Source organism: Alkaliphilus oremlandii OhILAs (assembly GCF_000018325.1).
Classification (GTDB): domain Bacteria; phylum Bacillota; class Clostridia; order Peptostreptococcales; family Natronincolaceae; genus Alkaliphilus_B; species Alkaliphilus_B oremlandii.
In genome coordinates, this window is record NC_009922.1 from 36,975 (window position 1) to 54,609 (window position 17,635).

14 protein-coding genes and 2 rRNA genes are annotated in these 17,635 nt (G+C 39.2%); 12 read left to right on the plus strand and 4 right to left on the minus strand.

Annotated elements, in window-relative coordinates; all coding sequences use genetic code 11:
* The first annotated feature begins 2 nt into the window (after nucleotides 1–2).
* From CLOS_RS00195 to rpsR, 6 genes are all read left to right on the plus strand, one after another.
* Entirely contained in the window at nucleotides 3–473 is a 471-nt protein-coding gene (locus tag CLOS_RS00195) for a glycine/sarcosine/betaine reductase component B subunit (RefSeq protein WP_012157917.1), read from the plus strand.
* Nucleotides 474–1,481 (plus strand): proline racemase, encoded by a 1,008-nt coding sequence (locus CLOS_RS00200; RefSeq protein WP_012157918.1) that lies wholly within the window; start codon nucleotides 474–476, stop codon nucleotides 1,479–1,481.
* An 89-nt stretch (nucleotides 1,482–1,570) separates the two neighbouring features.
* Nucleotides 1,571–2,458: a sulfite exporter TauE/SafE family protein gene (locus CLOS_RS00205; RefSeq protein WP_012157919.1), complete on the plus strand. Its 888-nt coding sequence runs from the start codon at nucleotides 1,571–1,573 to the stop codon at nucleotides 2,456–2,458.
* Between the two features lie 356 nt (nucleotides 2,459–2,814).
* A complete protein-coding gene (gene rpsF, locus CLOS_RS00210; protein ID WP_012157920.1) occupies nucleotides 2,815–3,099 on the plus strand; it encodes a 30S ribosomal protein S6 in 285 nt (94 codons plus the stop codon).
* Between the two features lie 19 nt (nucleotides 3,100–3,118).
* Nucleotides 3,119–3,532, plus strand: a complete 414-nt coding sequence (locus CLOS_RS00215) for a single-stranded DNA-binding protein (RefSeq protein ID WP_012157921.1) — start codon at nucleotides 3,119–3,121, stop codon at nucleotides 3,530–3,532.
* 15 nt (nucleotides 3,533–3,547) lie between these two features.
* A complete protein-coding gene (gene rpsR, locus CLOS_RS00220; RefSeq protein WP_012157922.1) occupies nucleotides 3,548–3,784 on the plus strand; it encodes a 30S ribosomal protein S18 in 237 nt (78 codons plus the stop codon).
* 109 nt (nucleotides 3,785–3,893) lie between these two features.
* Here the strand turns inward: rpsR and CLOS_RS00225 are convergent, their stop codons facing one another.
* From CLOS_RS00225 to CLOS_RS00240, 4 genes are all read right to left on the minus strand, one after another.
* The gene (locus CLOS_RS00225) at nucleotides 3,894–5,741 is read right to left on the minus strand and encodes an ABC transporter ATP-binding protein (RefSeq protein WP_012157923.1); all 1,848 of its coding nucleotides are present in this window, start codon (nucleotides 5,739–5,741) and stop codon (nucleotides 3,894–3,896) included.
* A complete protein-coding gene (locus tag CLOS_RS00230) occupies nucleotides 5,722–7,410 on the minus strand; it encodes an ABC transporter ATP-binding protein (RefSeq protein WP_198006306.1) in 1,689 nt (562 codons plus the stop codon). The genes CLOS_RS00225 and CLOS_RS00230 overlap by 20 nt, the downstream gene beginning before the upstream one ends.
* A gap of 370 nt (nucleotides 7,411–7,780) precedes the next feature.
* Nucleotides 7,781–8,506, minus strand: a complete 726-nt coding sequence (locus CLOS_RS00235) for a sensor histidine kinase (RefSeq protein WP_242649583.1) — start codon at nucleotides 8,504–8,506, stop codon at nucleotides 7,781–7,783.
* 158 nt (nucleotides 8,507–8,664) lie between these two features.
* Complete coding sequence (locus CLOS_RS00240) at nucleotides 8,665–9,381, minus strand: LytR/AlgR family response regulator transcription factor (RefSeq protein ID WP_012157926.1); 717 nt, start codon at nucleotides 9,379–9,381, stop codon at nucleotides 8,665–8,667.
* A 311-nt stretch (nucleotides 9,382–9,692) separates the two neighbouring features.
* On the opposite strand from CLOS_RS00240, the gene aroE reads away from it, so the two are divergent.
* From aroE to CLOS_RS00270, 6 genes are all read left to right on the plus strand, one after another.
* Nucleotides 9,693–10,553 carry a shikimate dehydrogenase gene (gene aroE, locus CLOS_RS00245; RefSeq protein ID WP_012157927.1) on the plus strand — a complete coding sequence of 287 codons (861 nt, stop codon included), beginning with the start codon at nucleotides 9,693–9,695 and terminating at the stop codon, nucleotides 10,551–10,553.
* 149 nt (nucleotides 10,554–10,702) lie between these two features.
* Entirely contained in the window at nucleotides 10,703–11,119 is a 417-nt protein-coding gene (locus CLOS_RS00250; protein WP_012157928.1) for a hypothetical protein, read from the plus strand.
* Nucleotides 11,120–11,221: 102 nt separating this feature from the next.
* Nucleotides 11,222–11,815, plus strand: a complete 594-nt coding sequence (locus CLOS_RS00255; protein ID WP_012157929.1) for a 50S ribosomal protein L25 — start codon at nucleotides 11,222–11,224, stop codon at nucleotides 11,813–11,815.
* Between the two features lie 206 nt (nucleotides 11,816–12,021).
* Nucleotides 12,022–12,597 (plus strand): 50S ribosomal protein L25, encoded by a 576-nt coding sequence (locus CLOS_RS00260; RefSeq protein ID WP_012157930.1) that lies wholly within the window; start codon nucleotides 12,022–12,024, stop codon nucleotides 12,595–12,597.
* A 340-nt stretch (nucleotides 12,598–12,937) separates the two neighbouring features.
* Nucleotides 12,938–14,449 (plus strand): 16S ribosomal RNA (locus CLOS_RS00265).
* A gap of 228 nt (nucleotides 14,450–14,677) precedes the next feature.
* Nucleotides 14,678–17,614: ribosomal RNA gene (locus CLOS_RS00270) — 23S ribosomal RNA — on the plus strand.
* Together the 16S and 23S rRNA genes form the textbook arrangement of a ribosomal RNA operon.
* Nucleotides 17,615–17,635: the final 21 nt, after the last annotated feature.

Below are 17,635 nucleotides of genomic sequence, written 5' to 3' on the forward strand. Positions count from 1 at the left end.
GTATGGGAATTGGACCATCTACTAAAGAAACAACCCTCCATCATTTTAGGGACCCGCTTCTAAATGTTGTATCTGGAGATGAAGATATAGATCTTTTAGGAGTTATCTTCGTAGGGACTCCTCAAGATAATCGGGATAAACATTTCGTAGGTCAAAGGACTGCGGCTATGATAGAGATGATGAGAGCTGATGGTGTTATTATTTCTGTCGATGGATGGGGAAACTCCCACGTAGACTATGCCAATACAATAGAAGAAATAGGGAAGCGGCGTATCTCTGTTGTAGGGATTAGCTTCATAGGGAAACAAGCAAGTTTTGTAGTGAAAAATAAATATATGGATACCATTGTAGATTTTAATAAATCGGCAAAAGGCATAGAAACAGAAGTTGTTGGGGAGAACAATGTAACTTTATTAGATGCTAAAAAGGCATTAGCACTTCTAAAATTAAAAATGAAAAGGGAGGATAAGTAAATGAATTTTACAAAGAGTATTCATACTATAGATTCTCACACCATGGGGGAACCTACTCGTATTGTTGTAGGTGGTATTCCAAATATTCCTGGAGATACAATGGCTGAAAAAAAGGCTTTCTTAGAAAAAGAAATGGATGCCGTTCGAACTACTATCATGCATGAACCGAGAGGTCATAACGATATGTTTGGCTCTATAATCTTAGCACCAACCCATAAGGAAGCAGATTTTGGAATTATCTTTATGGATGGTGGCGGATATTTGAATATGTGTGGTCATGGATCAATAGGAGCGATTACAGTAGCCATAGAAACTGGTATGGTAGAGAAAAAGGAACCTTTTACAGAAGTAGCTATGGACACGCCGGCTGGATTAATAAGAGGAAAAGCAAGGATAGAGAATGGGAGGGTAAAAGAAGTTTCTATTGTGAATGTGCCAGCTTTTCTATACAAAAAAGATGTCGTTATAAATGTACCGGACATTGGAGATGTCATCTTAGATATCTCGTTTGGAGGCAGTTTTTTTGCAATAGTTAATGCAAAACAGCTGATGGTAACAATTGATCCTAAAAATACGCAAAGATTGATAGAAATTGGATTGAAAATAAGAGAAATCATTAATCATACCATCGATATAAAACACCCAAATCTAGAACATATAAAAACTGTTGATTTAGTAGAAATTTTTGATGATGCAGTACATCAAAATGCGCACTATAGAAATGTAGTTATATTTGGACAGGGACAAGTGGATAGATCTCCTTGTGGAACAGGAACAAGTGCAAAGTTGGCTACATTATATGCAAAAGGGCAAATAAAGATGGATGAACCTTTTATTTATGAGAGTATTTTAGGAACTACATTTAAAGGTAGAATTCTTGGAACGACTAAAGTTGGTGATTATGAAGCCATTATACCAGAAATAACAGGATCTGCTTTTATAACAGGATTTAATCAGTTCGTTATATCTCCAGATGATCCAGTAAAGAATGGCTTTGTATTAAAGTAGAATAGGCACTAAAGGGGACAAAAAAAGTAGGATTACAAATTTAATTGTTAAAAAAATAACAGAAACTTTTTAAATAGGGGGAAACAATAATGTTAAAATTGGTTTTAGGTGTATTGACCGTTCTTGTAGCATGGTTTACTATTATTTTTTTAAAGGATTTTAATAATAATAAAAATAATTTAGAATCAAATTCCTGGGTAAAGGTAGGTATAATTGGCTTTATCACAAACTTTTTTGATACCTTAGGAATCGGATCTTTTGCCCCTACCACAGCTTTATTAAAAGCATTTAAGCAAACAAAAGATAAAGTTATACCGGGAACATTGAATGTTGCTTGCACGATACCAGTTGTGACGGAAGCTTTTATATTTATGACCGTAATAGAGGTAGAACCCGTTACCTTAATCGGTATGTTGTCAGCTGCAGCAATTGGTGCTTGGGTGGGTGCAGGTATTGTTTCTAAATTGCCTGAGAAAAAGATTCAAATTACTATGGGAATAGCTTTATTCGTAACAGCCTTTTTAATGTTTGCATCTAAAATGGGATGGATGCCTGGTGGCGGTGAAGCCATTGGATTAGAGGGAGGCAAATTAGTGTTTGCTATAGCAGCAAACTTTGTATTAGGTGCTTTAATGACAGCTGGAATCGGACTTTATGCACCTTGTATGGCTTTAGTATATTTCTTAGGGATGTCGCCAAGTGTTGCTTTTCCAATTATGATGGGATCATGTGCTTTTCTTATGCCAGTAGCATCTGTTAAGTTTGTAAAAGAAGGGGCTTATGATAGAAAGGCATCTTTAGGAATAACCTTAGGCGGAATCGTTGGCGTTTTCATCGCAGCATATATTGTAAAGTCGTTACCACTTAATGTGCTAGGCTGGGTAATTATCTTAGTCATTTTATATACTTCAACTACAATGTTATTATCAGCATTTAAACCGCGAAAAGAATCTGACGTTGTTCAAAATTTAAGATAAGTACGTGATTTAAAAGTGGACAAGCTATTGCGCGTAAAGAAATATTAGATTTCATAACATAGGTGAAATCAAAGGTAAATAAAACAATTTAGGCTAGATTCAGATAGGCTATTGATCTATTTGAATCTAGCATCTTACATTTATTAAGAATTAATATTGTTAGGTAGATTGGTTTTCCCTTGGAGGAGCTAAATCAACAAATTTCTATAATTTTAAAAATTACTACCAATTATCAAAGAAAGGTATAATTTTATTTGCATTTCAATAGATAAAGTGCTATAATATCTTAATGTGAGAAAATCATTTCTCTGCCCTGTTAAGAAACAGGGCCGCTAAGTCCAAAGGGAGGTGGAAAAATGAATAAGTATGAATTAGTGTATATTCTAAAGTCAAATGTTGAAGAAGAAAAAAGAAATCAACTATTAGACAAGTTTAGAGGTATCATCGAAGCTGATGGAACAATCGAAAATGTTGATGAGTGGGGTAACAGAAGATTAGCTTATGAAATCAACAAAATCAACGAAGGATACTATACTTTAGTAAACTTCAGTGCTGCTGCAGATGTTCCAAAGGAATTAGACAGAAACTTAAAAATTGCTGATGAAGTAATTAGACATATGATTATTAGACTAGAAAAATAATCGTAAAGGTGGGGAAAAAATGAATCGAGTAATTTTAATCGGACGTCTTGCTAGGGATCCAGAATTACGTTTTACTGCAAGCGGAAAAGCCGTTGCCACCTTTAGTATAGCAGTAAATAGACCTTTTTCAAAAGAAAAGGAAGCAGACTTTTTCAACATAGTTGTATGGGGAAAAAGTGCTGAGAACTGCGCAAACTACCTGTCAAAGGGTAGATTGGTAGGTCTTGAAGGTAGACTTCAGAGCAGATCTTATGAAACGCAAACTGGAGAAAAGCGATATATTACAGAAGTTATTGCTGACCAGGTGGAATTCTTAGAGTGGGGGAACAAAGAAGGACAAACTCCAACTAGAAGAAACGATGATTTTGGATCTGTAGATATAGATATTAGCGAATTCCAAGCCATGGATGACGACGAAGACATCCCATTCTAGAGAAGAGGAGGGAAAATGATGGAGAACAATAAAAGAAAACGTAAAGCTAGAAAGAAAATTTGTGTTTTCTGTGCGGACAAATCAAAAAATATTGATTATAAAGACGTGCATAAACTAAAAAAATATATTACTGAAAGAGGTAAAATTTTACCAAGAAGAATTTCAGGAAACTGTGCAATTCACCAAAGAGAATTAACACAGGCGATCAAAAGATCAAGACATATCGCTTTATTACCATATACAATGGATTAATAAAGGTGAATGGAGTAGGAGTAGCGACTTAGCTGCTCCTATTTTTGTTAAAAGACTTAGCGGTATATTTATAGGTACACCGCTAAGTCTTTTATAATGAAATCTCTTTCTAATTATAATACTTTGCCTGCTTTGTCCAAAGCGTATGATAGAGCCCCTTCTCGTCCTTCATCAAGGTGGTATGATTCCCTACCTGAGCAATTCGGCCTTTGTCGAATACCAAAATATGATCACAGAATCTACAGCTAGACATACGGTGAGAGATATAAATAGAGGTTTTTTGAGATACCATATGATCAAACCTTGCGTAGATTTCATACTCCGCCATTGGATCCAATGCACTAGTAGGTTCATCTAAAATAACTATGGGTGCATCTCGATATAATGCTCTTGATATGGCGATCTTTTGTGCTTCTCCACCAGAAATTTCTATGCCGTTTTCTTCATTTTGATAAATATTCGTATAAATACCACGATCCATTTTTTTGACCCGTTCAGAAATACCACTTTGCTCCAACGCCTTCCAAACCTTTTCCTCATTCACATCAATAGATGCAGCAACATTCTGCCCGATATCGAAGGAGAATAATTTGAAGTCTTGGAATACCACGGAAAATATCTGCAAATATTCCTTATAGTCATATTTTTTAATGTTGATTCCATTTAACAGTATTTCTCCCTCTGTAGGGTCATAAAGCCTGCACAAAAGTTTAATAAAGGTTGTTTTACCAGCACCATTTCTTCCAACGATAGCCATTTTATTCCCCACCTTTAATTTGAAGGAAATACGATCTAATACCGTATCCGGGCTATTGGGGTAGCGAAAGGAAACATTTCTAAATTCAAGCTCATATTCATTGTCATCACGCTTTTCTATGGGTAAGGTCCCTTGGTACTTTTTATTCTCTAGGTTTAAAAATAAGGAATAATTATTTAAATATTGTCTTTGCAGGTCAAGCTGTGTATAAAATATGGTGATACTAGATACAGCACCGATGAAGCGAATCAGAGCCCCCACATATTTTAAAATACTACCGATACTAACGAGTCCCAATATGGCCTTAATCCCAACAAAGATATAGACGGAGAAGATAACAAATTGATTGACTATTTCTATTAAAGCGGAATATCTGCCGTAAGTAATGCCCAGAGAGCGCATCATAGTAATAATCGCATCATTTTTTTGATTCATTTCTTCTTGGATCATATCTGCCATGCCATAGATCCGAATATCTTTGCCAAAGTTATAATTGTTGGACACCCCTCCGAAGTAATTCAATATACGGTTGGTATCTACATTTTCCTCAAAGAAAGCATAGGACCTCTTGTTTAATTGTTCAGAGATTTTAAAATTTAAAAATAAAGCACTAGCAAATAATATGAAAAATAAAAGGGTCGGTAGAGGTGAGTTAAATACTCGCTCCAATACGGTTGCATTTTCCTTGGGTGCTGCTATAAAAAGACCACTCAGTAGCAGGATAGAATACACAATGGTTATGGCATGGGTGATTAAGCTGCCAATGGTGTTACAAAAGGATGGAATACCACCATTGGAATTAATCCCTTCCTCAGCCCTTCTTAAAAGATCCAAACTTTCTTTTTTCTCTAGCTCTTCATAATCCAAGGTTTGAGCCTTTCTTGCGATTTCAGCCTTGGTGGCGTGATGGATATACTCTGTTTTTACATTCAAAAGCCTTGTTAAGAAAGAATGGAGTAAGCCAAGCCCGAGGTTTAGGCCGATCATCCAATATAGATTTTTCATTATATCAGAACTGGAGTCCTTTGCGATAATACCATCCAGTATGAGATAACCAAAGAGGATATGAATGTAGGGTAGCGTTGCCTGTATGATGTTTTTTGCTAGAATGAGGGGAAAAAACCATTTTGAAATATGGGAGATCCATTTTAGAATTTCTCGGGTATCGTCGATGACAATTTTAAATTGATTGCTTTTCATAGAAACCTACCTCCGAGTTTTCTTTATAGTAATGGCTTTGAATTTCAAACATCTCCGCATATTTTCCACCCTTTGCTAATAATTCATCGTGAGTTCCATCTTCTACGATGCGGCCCTCCTCTAAAAAGAGAATGCGATCGCAAAATTTGGTACTGGATAATCGATGAGATATAAATAAGGATGTCTTTCCAGCAGTTAAATCATTATATTTTTCATAGATTTCACTTTCGGCAATTGGATCCAAAGCAGCAGTAGGCTCATCCAATATCAATATGGGGGCATCCTTATAGAGAGCCCTAGCCAACATTAATTTTTGCATCTGTCCACCAGAAAGCATAACCCCTTCCTTGTCTAAATTCTGTGTCAGATAGGTATGCTCCTTATACTTTAAAAGATCCACATCTTCTTTGAGTCCTGCAAGTGCTAGACATTGCCGTACCCTATCATAATCAATCAGTTCATCCCTGCAAACCGCCACATTTTTGGCAATGGTGAACGCTAGAACTTGAACATCTTGAAATATTGCAGCAATTAATTTGTAGTATTCTTCGATATTATAATCTGTAAGAGATTTTCCATGAATCCGTATTTCACCCTGTGTCGGATAGTAAAGGCCTGATAGCAGCTTTACTAAGGTGGTTTTACCGGCACCATTGACCCCCACCAAGGCAATCTTACTACCAGGTTCTATTTTTAAGTTAAAATTAGAGATGGTATCTTTTGTAGCGCCTGGATATCGGAAGGATACATTCTCAAATTCAATTGAAAGCGGATAATCGGAAGGCTGTGGAAGATCACAGCCATCACCGTGGTTGAATACTTCTTTTATTTCATCCATCAATCGGTAGTCATTGACACCGAGATTTGCCCTTCTTAAATTGGAATACGCATTTACAGCTTCTGTTAGAAAGGTAGAAAACCCTGCAAGAATCCCAATGTAGAATGTAAACTGCGCTGCATCGATCTGTCCACCGAGCACACTGCGGATTAATATTCCGTAGGCCATAAAATCTCTTATAAAAAGTAATAGATTATCTGATAAGGCAGGTATAAAATACCGAAACTCTACCTGCTTATGCCACGCTACACGCTTTTTTATCAGTTGTTGAAACAAAGCGTAGAACCAGTCTTCCATTTGGTACATTCGAATATCCTTACCGTTGATGAGAGAAGTAGAGTTTTCATATAGGTAGCGTATCTGGCGATCGTAGTTCACGTATTCCTTTTTGTGTTTTTCTTCATAGGCTCTGGCGTAGTTGGTAAGTACAATATTGAGCAAGGTCATCAAGGCCAATACAAGAATAATTTTATAATCCAGAGCAGTGATCAGTAGACCATAGGTCAGCAGCCCTGAAATATTTAAGAAAAAAACAGGTGTATTTTTCATCATAAATTCTACGCCGACCCAATTGCTGGTGAGGGCATTCAATGCTTTTTGAATTACCAGCTGCTTTTCTTGGGGCTCTACATTGACATAGTCCGTTGTCATCAGCTTTACCCCATTGGCTATAATAAAATCCTTTAAGCGTAAAAGTGTATTTTCGAAATTAATTCTTTGGTAGAGGTACTGTTTTGCAGAAAGTATAAAAGCGTATAGGGCAACAGTAATGCCAATGATCAGAATATAGGATTGTATATCTGCACTTTCTGTAATGAGTTTTACAGCCAAGGCTGGTATTACAGAGGACAGCAGGGGCAAAGAAAATTCACAGAGAAAATGAAGGGGAATATAGAACCTAAATTTTTTATCAAAGTTGAATAGTTTTTGATAGAGGTATCTGATATTAGAAAATAAAGAATAAGTCAATGAGCGCACTTCCTTTCTATTTTTAAACTGATATTAGCCAATTCACATAAATAATGAATGAAAATATTAAACTGCGCAACTGAAGCTACTCCATGGAGCACTGAATTTTTTAATAAACTTAAGATTTTAAGTGCTGAAAGGAGTGATCGTGTTTCGTTATCTATATACTATCATTAAAGCTTACCTGAAATAAAAAAGGTGCATCAATTGTATTGAATTGTGCACCAATGGTTTATAGTGGAAGCATGATTTCTGTGACAAAGACCCCCGGTTCATTTTGACTATTGATAAATCCCTCATATTTTTTCACCGTATTATAGATTCTTTTTAACCCATGACCGTGGTTTCCTCTTTTATTGGTGATATATTCATGATCCAGCTTTCGTACCAGATCTTTCGTAGAGTTCGTAACGGAGATATAGAGCTGTTGTTTAAAGATACCGATATAGATCCGTAAAAAAGGCTCTGTATCAGGAGGCATTTGTTCACAAGCCTCCAATGCATTATCCAGAAGGTTTCCGATCAATACACAAAGGTCGATATCGGAGATGGTCAGCTTTGAAGGAAGCTGTGCCTTGCAATTGACAGTAATATTTTTAGATTTAGCAAGAGACAGTTTACTGTTTAAAATGGCGTCTAAATTGATATTGCCAGATTTGATAAAAATACGAATATCATTTAAATCCTTCTCAAGTTCATCCAAATATTGATTTGCTAAATCGTATTGTGCCATAGCCATATGCGCCTTTAAGGTTTGCATATGATTGTGGTAATCATGTCGCCATTCTCTCATGGTTAGATAAATACTTTGCACCTCATCTATATGATGGCTCACCAGTTTATCTTGATGTTCTATTTCTAGTTGATCGTAGATCTTTTTTATAAAATAATGATGGTACTCAGCAATTACGAATACAAGGGTGGACAGGAGAAATGAAATCCAAATTCTATTTTGCAAATAAAGGACGCTGCAATACGCGATCAATACCATAACTAGATAGAAGATCCCTTGGAAAATAAAAGAAACGGTATGTTTTTTTACATGAGATAGAAGAAAAAATAAACATAGTATAAAATGATAAACACATATGATGAGGGTTCTATTTAAAGGTTCTATCATAAAGATTTCCTCCGATAATAGTGAATAAAGGCTTTGTTCAATCCTGAATAATTTCCTCTACTGACGGGAATAGATACACCAGTAGAGAGGACACAATCAGACTTATTGATTTTTTCCACATGGTTTAAATTGACAATGTAGGATCTGTGACAGCAGAAGAAATCACTCTCTCCAAGATCTTTAAACAATTGGCTGATATTTCTTTTAATTTCATAGTGGTTCCCAGTGGTGACTAAATCTACGTAATGTCCGCGGGCTTCAATATAGACAATATCATTATGGTTTAATTTCATTGTGTTCCCATTGTATGTAAAGATGTACCATTTATGAATGTTTCTTTTTACTTTGTGAAGGGATTCATCGAGCAATACCATGAGCTGTTGTTCATTTATAGGCTTTAACAGGTACCTTAAAGCACCGACCTCATAACCCTCGTATACGTATTCCTCTAGACCCGTTAAAAAAATAATCATTATGTTCGCATCCGTAGCTCTAATGTTTTTTGCAAGCTCCATTCCATTCATGTTGCCCATTTGGATATCTAATATCAGTAGATCGAAGGGATAGGTATCTGGATGCTCAAAAATAAATTCCTCTGCACTAATATAAGTAGAGATATGACACTGTATATTTTTTAAATTCATCCACGAAAATATAAGGGTTTGTATATAGTTTAATTGTACTTGATTATCATCACATAAACCGATTCTCATAACATATCTCCTAGAGGCAGAAAGCCGTTTTTTATATCATTGTCAAACTATTTTGGATATATAAAACTATAGCACGAACTGAGAGGTCATTGCAAGATGGGCGAATAAGAGGAAATGGGTGAAGAAACAGTAGGAAAAATTAAAGGCTGTGATATAATTTATAGAGAATGACTTTTGATAACGAACAGGAAAGTTCTACTTACAATATGTCTCTAAAGAAGAACTTTACCGTAAGTGAACTTCACAAAAAGCTTCCTTAAAATCTTTCTATAGAAGCTTTTTTATACTATATGGATAAGGTAGGGGGTCTTATGAGTTACGTGATTACAGATGAAACGAAACTAACAGGAATTATAGGTAGACCAATCAAACAGAGCTTTTCTCCTAAAATACATAATGGTGCATTTCAATATCTCAATTTAAATTACATCTATATTCCCTTCGAAGTGGTGCAGCAGGACCTATCAAAGACAGTAGAGGCCATGAAGGTTTTAAAATTTCGAGGTTTTAATGTGACCATGCCTCATAAGCGAGAAGTTATGAATTATTTAGATGAGGTTTCTGAGAATGCAAAGATTATTGGTGCTGTGAATACAGTGGTTAACCAGAATGGAAAACTGGTAGGTCATAATACCGATGGAAAGGGATATGTTCAGTCATTGGAGGATGAGGGGATTTATGTAAAGGAAAAAACTTTTGTAATAGCGGGTGCAGGTGGGGCAGCTAGAAGTGTAGCAGTCCAGCTAGCCTTGGATGGAGCGAAGAAGATCACAATTTTAAATCGAACTATAGACAAGGCTCATGATATTGCCCAACTCATAGGCATGAGTATTCCTAATGTTCATATTGAAATAAACTGCTTAGAAAACAAAACCTTAGCAAAGGCTGTAGAAGAGGCAGATGTGTTAATTAATACTACTTCATTAGGTATGTATTCAATGGAGGAGGAAAGCATTATAGGAGAGGAAAAGGTCCTCCCATCGAATTTGGTAGTATCCGATTTGATTTATAATCCAGCAAAAACGAAGCTATTGCAGCAAGCAGAAAGCAGAGGGTGTAAAACCATTAATGGTCTAGGGATGCTGATTGGACAAGCGGCTATCGCATTTGAACTATGGACAGAGGTTGCGATGCCTATAGATTATATTAAGAAGACACTCTTTACGCGTTAAGACGAAAAATTAGTTTTTTACTAAACGAATATAATTTTCAAAAGAGATGCTTTATTAAGAGAAAGAAAGATTTATAATAGAGGATTTATTAATAAATAATAGAATAGATTATTGTAACGAGAGAAATTCATATAAAAGGAGTGAGATGAGTGGCTTATGTAGTAATTGGAGATCGCTTTGTAGATAGTGAAGATATTCTAAAGACAATTTTAAAAGGCACGGAGTTTAAGAAAGTAAAAGACCTGACAAAAGGCTCAAAAAGAGAAGATACCTTGGTTTTTCAGATTATACAAGATGTAAATCAATTAAAGAAAGAGCTGGATACAGAAGAAAGTGGCATAGCAATAGATGACGAAGAGCTTGTTGAGGAGCTAATGAGCTTAGCAGATGAAATCGCCTACAATATAGAAGAGTTTCTTCCGGAAGAAGTTGTTTGTTATGTATACTCTTATCACTATGACGAAGGGTTAGAGGAAATAAGAACGATTGTAGTTGCAGCTAGTGAAGAAATAGGTGGATTGAGATTGAGGGATGTGGCAGAAAGAATTCTGCGTTCCGTTGACTAATAAAGTAAATAAAAAATATTGGTGAAAAATTTGAAATTTTCCTGTTAATTTGATTTAATAGTACTGAGCAATAAAATACAAATTAGAAGGGGGAATTTTAACATGGCTACACCGGTATTGAATATTGAACTAAGAGATTTTAAAGGAAAGAACCAAATGCTTAAGACAAGAAGAAGTGGAAATGTACCAGGAGTAGTTTACAGCAGAGGAGAAAAGACAAAAAAGGTACTATTCAATGAAAGAGAAATGGAAAAAATATTATCAAGATATGGTCAAAGTATGAAAATCGCTTTGAATCTTGGAGGAGAAAGATTCTTTGCAATCATTAAAGAAATACAAAAAGGTAGTATTCATAATGAAATATTGCATATAGACTTCCAAACATTAGATGAAAATGAAAAGGTCAAAATTCAAATGCCGATTCAAATTATTCATAGAGAAGAAGTAGAGTCTTCCGTTCGGTTGATGCAGATGAATATGAATGAAGTAGAAATTCAAACGTATCCGAGATATTTGCCAGATAAAGTAGAACTGGATGCTACTAAACTAAATGAAAAGGATGTTCTAACAATAGCGGATTTAGATATTGCAGAAAATGAGCATATTGAGATTTTAGAAGATAGAGAGAAAGTAATAGCTTCTTTCGCTTATATATCAAATAAAGCTGAGGTAGCTGCGACTGAAGCAGAAGCATAATTGAATCATAATAACCGCCCCTATTAAAGTAATTATAGGGGCGGTTATTATTTATAGGACTTAGAAAGGTTTAAAATAAAAAACATTTAAGTAAGGAACAGTTTAAAGATGTATATTAAATAGTTGGATATTTAAATTGATGAAAGGCATAAAAAAAATTTTTTTGGAAATAATCCATAGGAAAAACAAGTAGGAGTGATGAATATATGAAATATGCCTTTCGTAGTGAAGTTAGAAAAAATGTGGGTAAAAATTCAAGTCATCGTCTAAGGGAAAAGGGATATGTGCCCGCAGTGATATATGGAAGTAATATAAATACAATTCCTATAGAATTGGACCACAATGAAGTACAAGAATGTATTAGAAATAATAATGGGGGAGGACTTGTAACACTAAACATAGATGAAAATGACTATACCGTTTTTATAAAAGAAATTCAAAAGGACCCTGTTACAGGGAATATCATACACTTAGATTTTCAGCAAGTAGATCAAAATGAAAAAATACATGTATTAGTTCCTATAATATTAAAAGGAAAATCGAATATTAAAAGAAGTGGATCGATTCTACAGCAGCAGCTAAGAGATTTAGAAGTAGAATGCTCTGCAAACAACATCCCTAAAGCGCTAGAAGTAGATATCTCTCACTTTAAGCCAGGGGATACCTTAAAGGTTGGAGATGTTGAATTTGGAGAGGAGATTAGTATCGTTCATGATGCTGAATCTATTATAGCATCCGTAGCCTTTGCTCAACAAAACATAGAAAGTGAAACAGAAGTTTAGATAAAAAACAGTGGGTATATAATAAAAAATACCCACTGTTTTTTAAATTATATTTAAAACAAGTTGACAGTGTTTTAAAAAGGTGGTATAGTTGTAAAAGTCTTCACCAGTTACAGATACTTTGGAAATGAATAAAAAAATTAAAGTATAAAATAAGTGTTGACATCAAATGATAAACGTGATATAGTATTAAGAGTTCCCCTTAGGAACGCAAAAGGGCATAGCCCTAGAAAAGGTCTTTGAAAACTAAACAGTATAGATTTAAGCCAAAAATTTTTAAAGTCAGTTTAAAACTGAGCAATCCATTTTAAAGAATGGAACCCAGAAATTCAAACAATTTTTAATTGAGAGTTTGATCCTGGCTCAGGATGAACGCTGGCGGCGTGCCTAACACATGCAAGTCGAGCGGAGATGAAGAAGTTTACTTTGGATTCTTAGCGGCGGACGGGTGAGTAACGCGTGGGCAACCTACCCTGTACAGGGGGATAACAATGGGAAACCATTGCTAATACCCCATGACGCCTTTTGGGGGCATCCCTAAAAGGTCAAAGAACTTCGGTACAGGATGGGCCCGCGTCTGATTAGCTAGTTGGTGAGGTAATGGCTCACCAAGGCGACGATCAGTAGCCGGCCTGAGAGGGTGAACGGCCACACTGGAACTGAGACACGGTCCAGACTCCTACGGGAGGCAGCAGTGGGGAATATTGCACAATGGGGGAAACCCTGATGCAGCAACGCCGCGTGAGCGATGAAGGCCTTCGGGTCGTAAAGCTCTGTCCTAAGGGAAGATAATGACGGTACCTTAGGAGGAAGCCCCGGCTAACTACGTGCCAGCAGCCGCGGTAATACGTAGGGGGCAAGCGTTATCCGGAATCATTGGGCGTAAAGGGTGCGTAGGCTGCCCTATAGGTCAGAGGTCAAAGGCTACGGCTCAACCGTAGTAAGCCTTTGAAACTGTAGGGCTTGAGTGCAGGAGAGGAGAGTGGAATTCCTAGTGTAGCGGTGAAATGCGTAGATATTAGGAGGAACACCAGTGGCGAAGGCGACTCTCTGGACTGCAACTGACGCTGAGGCACGAAAGCGTGGGTAGCGAACAGGATTAGATACCCTGGTAGTCCACGCCGTAAACGATGAGTGCTAGGTGTTGGGGGTCGAACCTCGGTGCCGAAGTTAACGCATTAAGCACTCCGCCTGGGGAGTACGTACGCAAGTATGAAACTCAAAGGAATTGACGGGGACCCGCACAAGCAGCGGAGCATGTGGTTTAATTCGAAGCAACGCGAAGAACCTTACCTGGACTTGACATCCCTCTGACCGATTCTTAACCGAATCCTTCCCTTCGGGGACAGAGGAGACAGGTGGTGCATGGTTGTCGTCAGCTCGTGTCGTGAGATGTTGGGTTAAGTCCCGCAACGAGCGCAACCCTTGTCTTTAGTTGCCATCATTAAGTTGGGCACTCTAGAGAGACTGCCGGGGATAACTCGGAGGAAGGTGGGGATGACGTCAAATCATCATGCCCCTTATGTTCAGGGCTACACACGTGCTACAATGGCCGATACAACGGGCAGCGAAAGAGTAATCTGGAGCAAATCCTACAAAATCGGTCCCAGTTCGGATTGTGGGCTGAAACTCGCCCACATGAAGTTGGAGTTGCTAGTAATCGCGGATCAGAATGTCGCGGTGAATGCGTTCCCGGGTCTTGTACACACCGCCCGTCACACCATGGGAGTTGGAAGCACCCGAAGCCAGCTATCTAACCGTAAGGAGGAAGCTGTCGAAGGTGAAGCTAATGACTGGGGTGAAGTCGTAACAAGGTAGCCGTATCGGAAGGTGCGGCTGGATCACCTCCTTTCTAAGGAGAAATGGCGAATCTATACTGTCTAGTTTTGAGAGACCTTAAAATCTCTTAAAATGAAACTCGGGTAATGCCGAGTACTCCAATCACACAAATCACAGATTTGGAAGATTGAAGCATAGTTCTTTGAAAACTGAATAATGTTAGAGAAACAATTGATGAAGTAACAAAGAAACAAGAATGTAACTATATAATTCAATTTATGTAGTTCATATATATAGCTTTGGTCAAGCTAATAAGGGCAGAAGGCGGATGCCTTGGCACCAGGAGTCGATGAAGGACGTGGTAAGCTGCGATAAGCCTCGGGGAACTGCAAGCAAGTTTTGATCCGGGGATTTCCGAATGGGGAAACCTACTTAGGTTAATACTTAAGTATCCACTACTCAATTCATAGGTAATGGAAGACATACCAGGGGAACTGAAACATCTAAGTACCCTGAGGAAGAGAAAGAAAAATCGATTCCCTCAGTAGCGGCGAGCGAAAGGGGAAAAGCCCAAACCCATAGGGTTTTCTCTATGGGGGTTGAGGACCGGCCACAACGGAAAACTTACTGTAATAGAAGAGGTTTGGAAAGACCCACCACAGAGGGTAATAGTCCTGTATATGAAACAGTAACAATCTAGGCCGTGATCCAGAGTACCACGAGGCACGTGAAACCTTGTGGGAAGCAGGGGGGACCACCCCCCAAGGCTAAATACTACCTGGTGACCGATAGCGTATAGTACCGTGAGGGAAAGGTGAAAAGAACCCCGGAAGGGGAGTGAAATAGAACCTGAAACCTTCTGCTTACAAACTGTGGGAGCACTTTATATGTGTGACCGCGTACTTTTTGTAGAACGGGCCAACGAGTTACGGTATGGAGCAAGGTTAAGCACTTTAGGTGCGAAGCCGTAGGGAAACCGAGTCTTAATAGGGCGATATAGTTTCATGCCGTAGACCCGAAACCGGGCGACCTACCCATGGTCAGGATGAAGCGGAAGTAAAATTTCGTGGAGGTCCGAACCGATTGACGTTGAAAAGTCACCGGATGAACTGTGGGTAGCGGTGAAATTCCAATCGAGCCCGGAGATAGCTGGTTCTCGCCGAAATAGCTTTAGGGCTAGCCTCGATGTTTAGAGTTACGGAGGTAGAGCACTGAATGGTCTAGGGGCCTTCACCGGTTACCAAAACCTATCAAACTCCGAATGCCGTGAACTTTTAATCGGGAGTCAGACTACGAGTGATAAGATCCGTAGTCAAGAGGGCAACAGCCCAGACCATCAGCTAAGGTCCCAAAGTATACGTTAAGTGGAAAAGGATGTGGAGTTGCACAGACAACCAGGATGTTGGCTTAGAAGCAGCCATTCATTTAAAGAGTGCGTAATAGCTCACTGGTCGAGTGATTCTGCGCCGAAAATGTCCGGGGCTCAAACGTATCACCGAAGCTATGGATCCGCAAGGATGGTAGGCGAGCGTTCTATAGTGGTTGAAGCTGTACCGTGAGGAGCAGTGGACGCTATAGAAGTGAGAATGTTGGCATGAGTAACGAGAGGCAGGTGAGAATCCTGCCCGTCGAAAACCTAAGGTTTCCTGAGGAAGGTTCGTCCGCTCAGGGTTAGTCGGGACCTAAGCCCAGGCCGAAAGGCGTAGGCGATGGACAACAGGTTTACATTCCTGTACCACCTTAAATCGCTATTAGAGATGGAGTGACACAGTAGGATAGGTTCAGCGCACCGTTGGTTGTGTGCGTCTAAGTATGTAGGGAGTCTCGGGAGGCAAATCCCCCAAGACAATTCTGAGATACGATGGGGAGCGAAATTTAAGTAGCGAACTGGCTGATTCCACACTGTCGAGAAAAGCTTCTATCGAGAAATAAGGTGCCCGTACCGCAAACCGACACAGGTAGGTGAGGAGAGAATCCTAAGACGATCGGGAGAACTATTGTTAAGGAACTCGGCAAAATGACCCCGTAACTTCGGGATAAGGGGAGCCGATTGAGGTTGAGAGATTTACTCTCGGAGGCCTTAATCGGCCGCAGAGAATAGGCCCAAGCGACTGTTTATCATAAACATAGGTCTCTGCTAAGTCGAAAGACGACGTATAGGGGCTGACGCCTGCCCGGTGCTGGAAGGTTAAGGGGAATTGTTAGCGTAAGCGAAGCAGTGAACTTAAGCCCCAGTAAACGGCGGCCGTAACTATAACGGTCCTAAGGTAGCGAAATTCCTTGTCGGGTAAGTTCCGACCCGCACGAAAGGCGTAACGATTTGGGCGCTGTCTCAACAATAGACCCGGTGAAATTGTAATACCAGTGAAGATGCTGGTTACCCGCGACAGGACGGAAAGACCCCGTGGAGCTTTACTGCAACTTGACATTGGATTTTGGTGCTACATGTACAGCATAGGTGGGAGACTTAGAAGCCAGGACGCCAGTCTTGGTGGAGTCACCGTTGGGATACCACTCTTGTAGTACTGAAGTTCTAACCATAGACTGTGAATCCAGTCTTGGGACACTGTCTGGTGGGCAGTTTGACTGGGGCGGTCGCCTCCCAAAATGTAACGGAGGCGCCCAAAGGTTCCCTCAGCACGGTCGGAAATCGTGCGTAGAGTGTAAAGGCAAAAGGGAGCTTGATTGCGAGACATACAGGTCGAGCAAGGACGAAAGTCGGGCTTAGTGATCCGGTGGTTCCGAGTGGAAGGGCCATCGCTCAACGGATAAAAGCTACCCCGGGGATAACAGGCTTATCTCCCCCAAGAGTCCACATCGACGGGGAGGTTTGGCACCTCGATGTCGGCTCATCACATCCTGGGGCTGTAGTAGGTCCCAAGGGTTGGGCTGTTCGCCCATTAAAGTGGTACGCGAGCTGGGTTCAGAACGTCGTGAGACAGTTCGGTCCCTATCCGTCGCGGGCGCAGGAAATTTGAGAGGAGCTGTCCTTAGTACGAGAGGACCGGGATGGACACACCTCTGGTGTACCAGTTGTTCTGCCAAGAGCACCGCTGGGTAGCTAAGTGTGGAAGGGATAAGTGCTGAAGGCATCTAAGCACGAAGCCCCCCTCAAGATAAGATTTCCCATCGCGTAAGCGAGTAAGACCCCAGATAGACTAACTGGTTGATAGGCCTAGGGTGTAAGTGCAGTAATGTACTCAGCTGATAGGTACTAATAGGTCGAGGGCTTGACCAATACATTTTTCTAACATTATTC

What these genes read in the sequence shown, in the direction of transcription:
- CLOS_RS00195 (WP_012157917.1), top strand. Translation starts at nt 3, where the DNA reads ATGGGAATTGGACCATCTACTAAAGAAACAACCCTCCATCATTTTAGG.
- CLOS_RS00200 (WP_012157918.1), top strand. Translation starts at nt 474, where the DNA reads ATGAATTTTACAAAGAGTATTCATACTATAGATTCTCACACCATGGGG.
- CLOS_RS00205 (WP_012157919.1), top strand. Translation starts at nt 1,571, where the DNA reads ATGTTAAAATTGGTTTTAGGTGTATTGACCGTTCTTGTAGCATGGTTT.
- rpsF (WP_012157920.1), top strand. Translation starts at nt 2,815, where the DNA reads ATGAATAAGTATGAATTAGTGTATATTCTAAAGTCAAATGTTGAAGAA.
- CLOS_RS00215 (WP_012157921.1), top strand. Translation starts at nt 3,119, where the DNA reads ATGAATCGAGTAATTTTAATCGGACGTCTTGCTAGGGATCCAGAATTA.
- rpsR (WP_012157922.1), top strand. Translation starts at nt 3,548, where the DNA reads ATGATGGAGAACAATAAAAGAAAACGTAAAGCTAGAAAGAAAATTTGT.
- CLOS_RS00225 (WP_012157923.1), bottom strand. Translation starts at nt 5,741, where the DNA reads ATGAAAAGCAATCAATTTAAAATTGTCATCGACGATACCCGAGAAATT.
- CLOS_RS00240 (WP_012157926.1), bottom strand. Translation starts at nt 9,381, where the DNA reads ATGAGAATCGGTTTATGTGATGATAATCAAGTACAATTAAACTATATA.
- aroE (WP_012157927.1), top strand. Translation starts at nt 9,693, where the DNA reads ATGAGTTACGTGATTACAGATGAAACGAAACTAACAGGAATTATAGGT.
- CLOS_RS00255 (WP_012157929.1), top strand. Translation starts at nt 11,222, where the DNA reads ATGGCTACACCGGTATTGAATATTGAACTAAGAGATTTTAAAGGAAAG.
- CLOS_RS00260 (WP_012157930.1), top strand. Translation starts at nt 12,022, where the DNA reads ATGAAATATGCCTTTCGTAGTGAAGTTAGAAAAAATGTGGGTAAAAAT.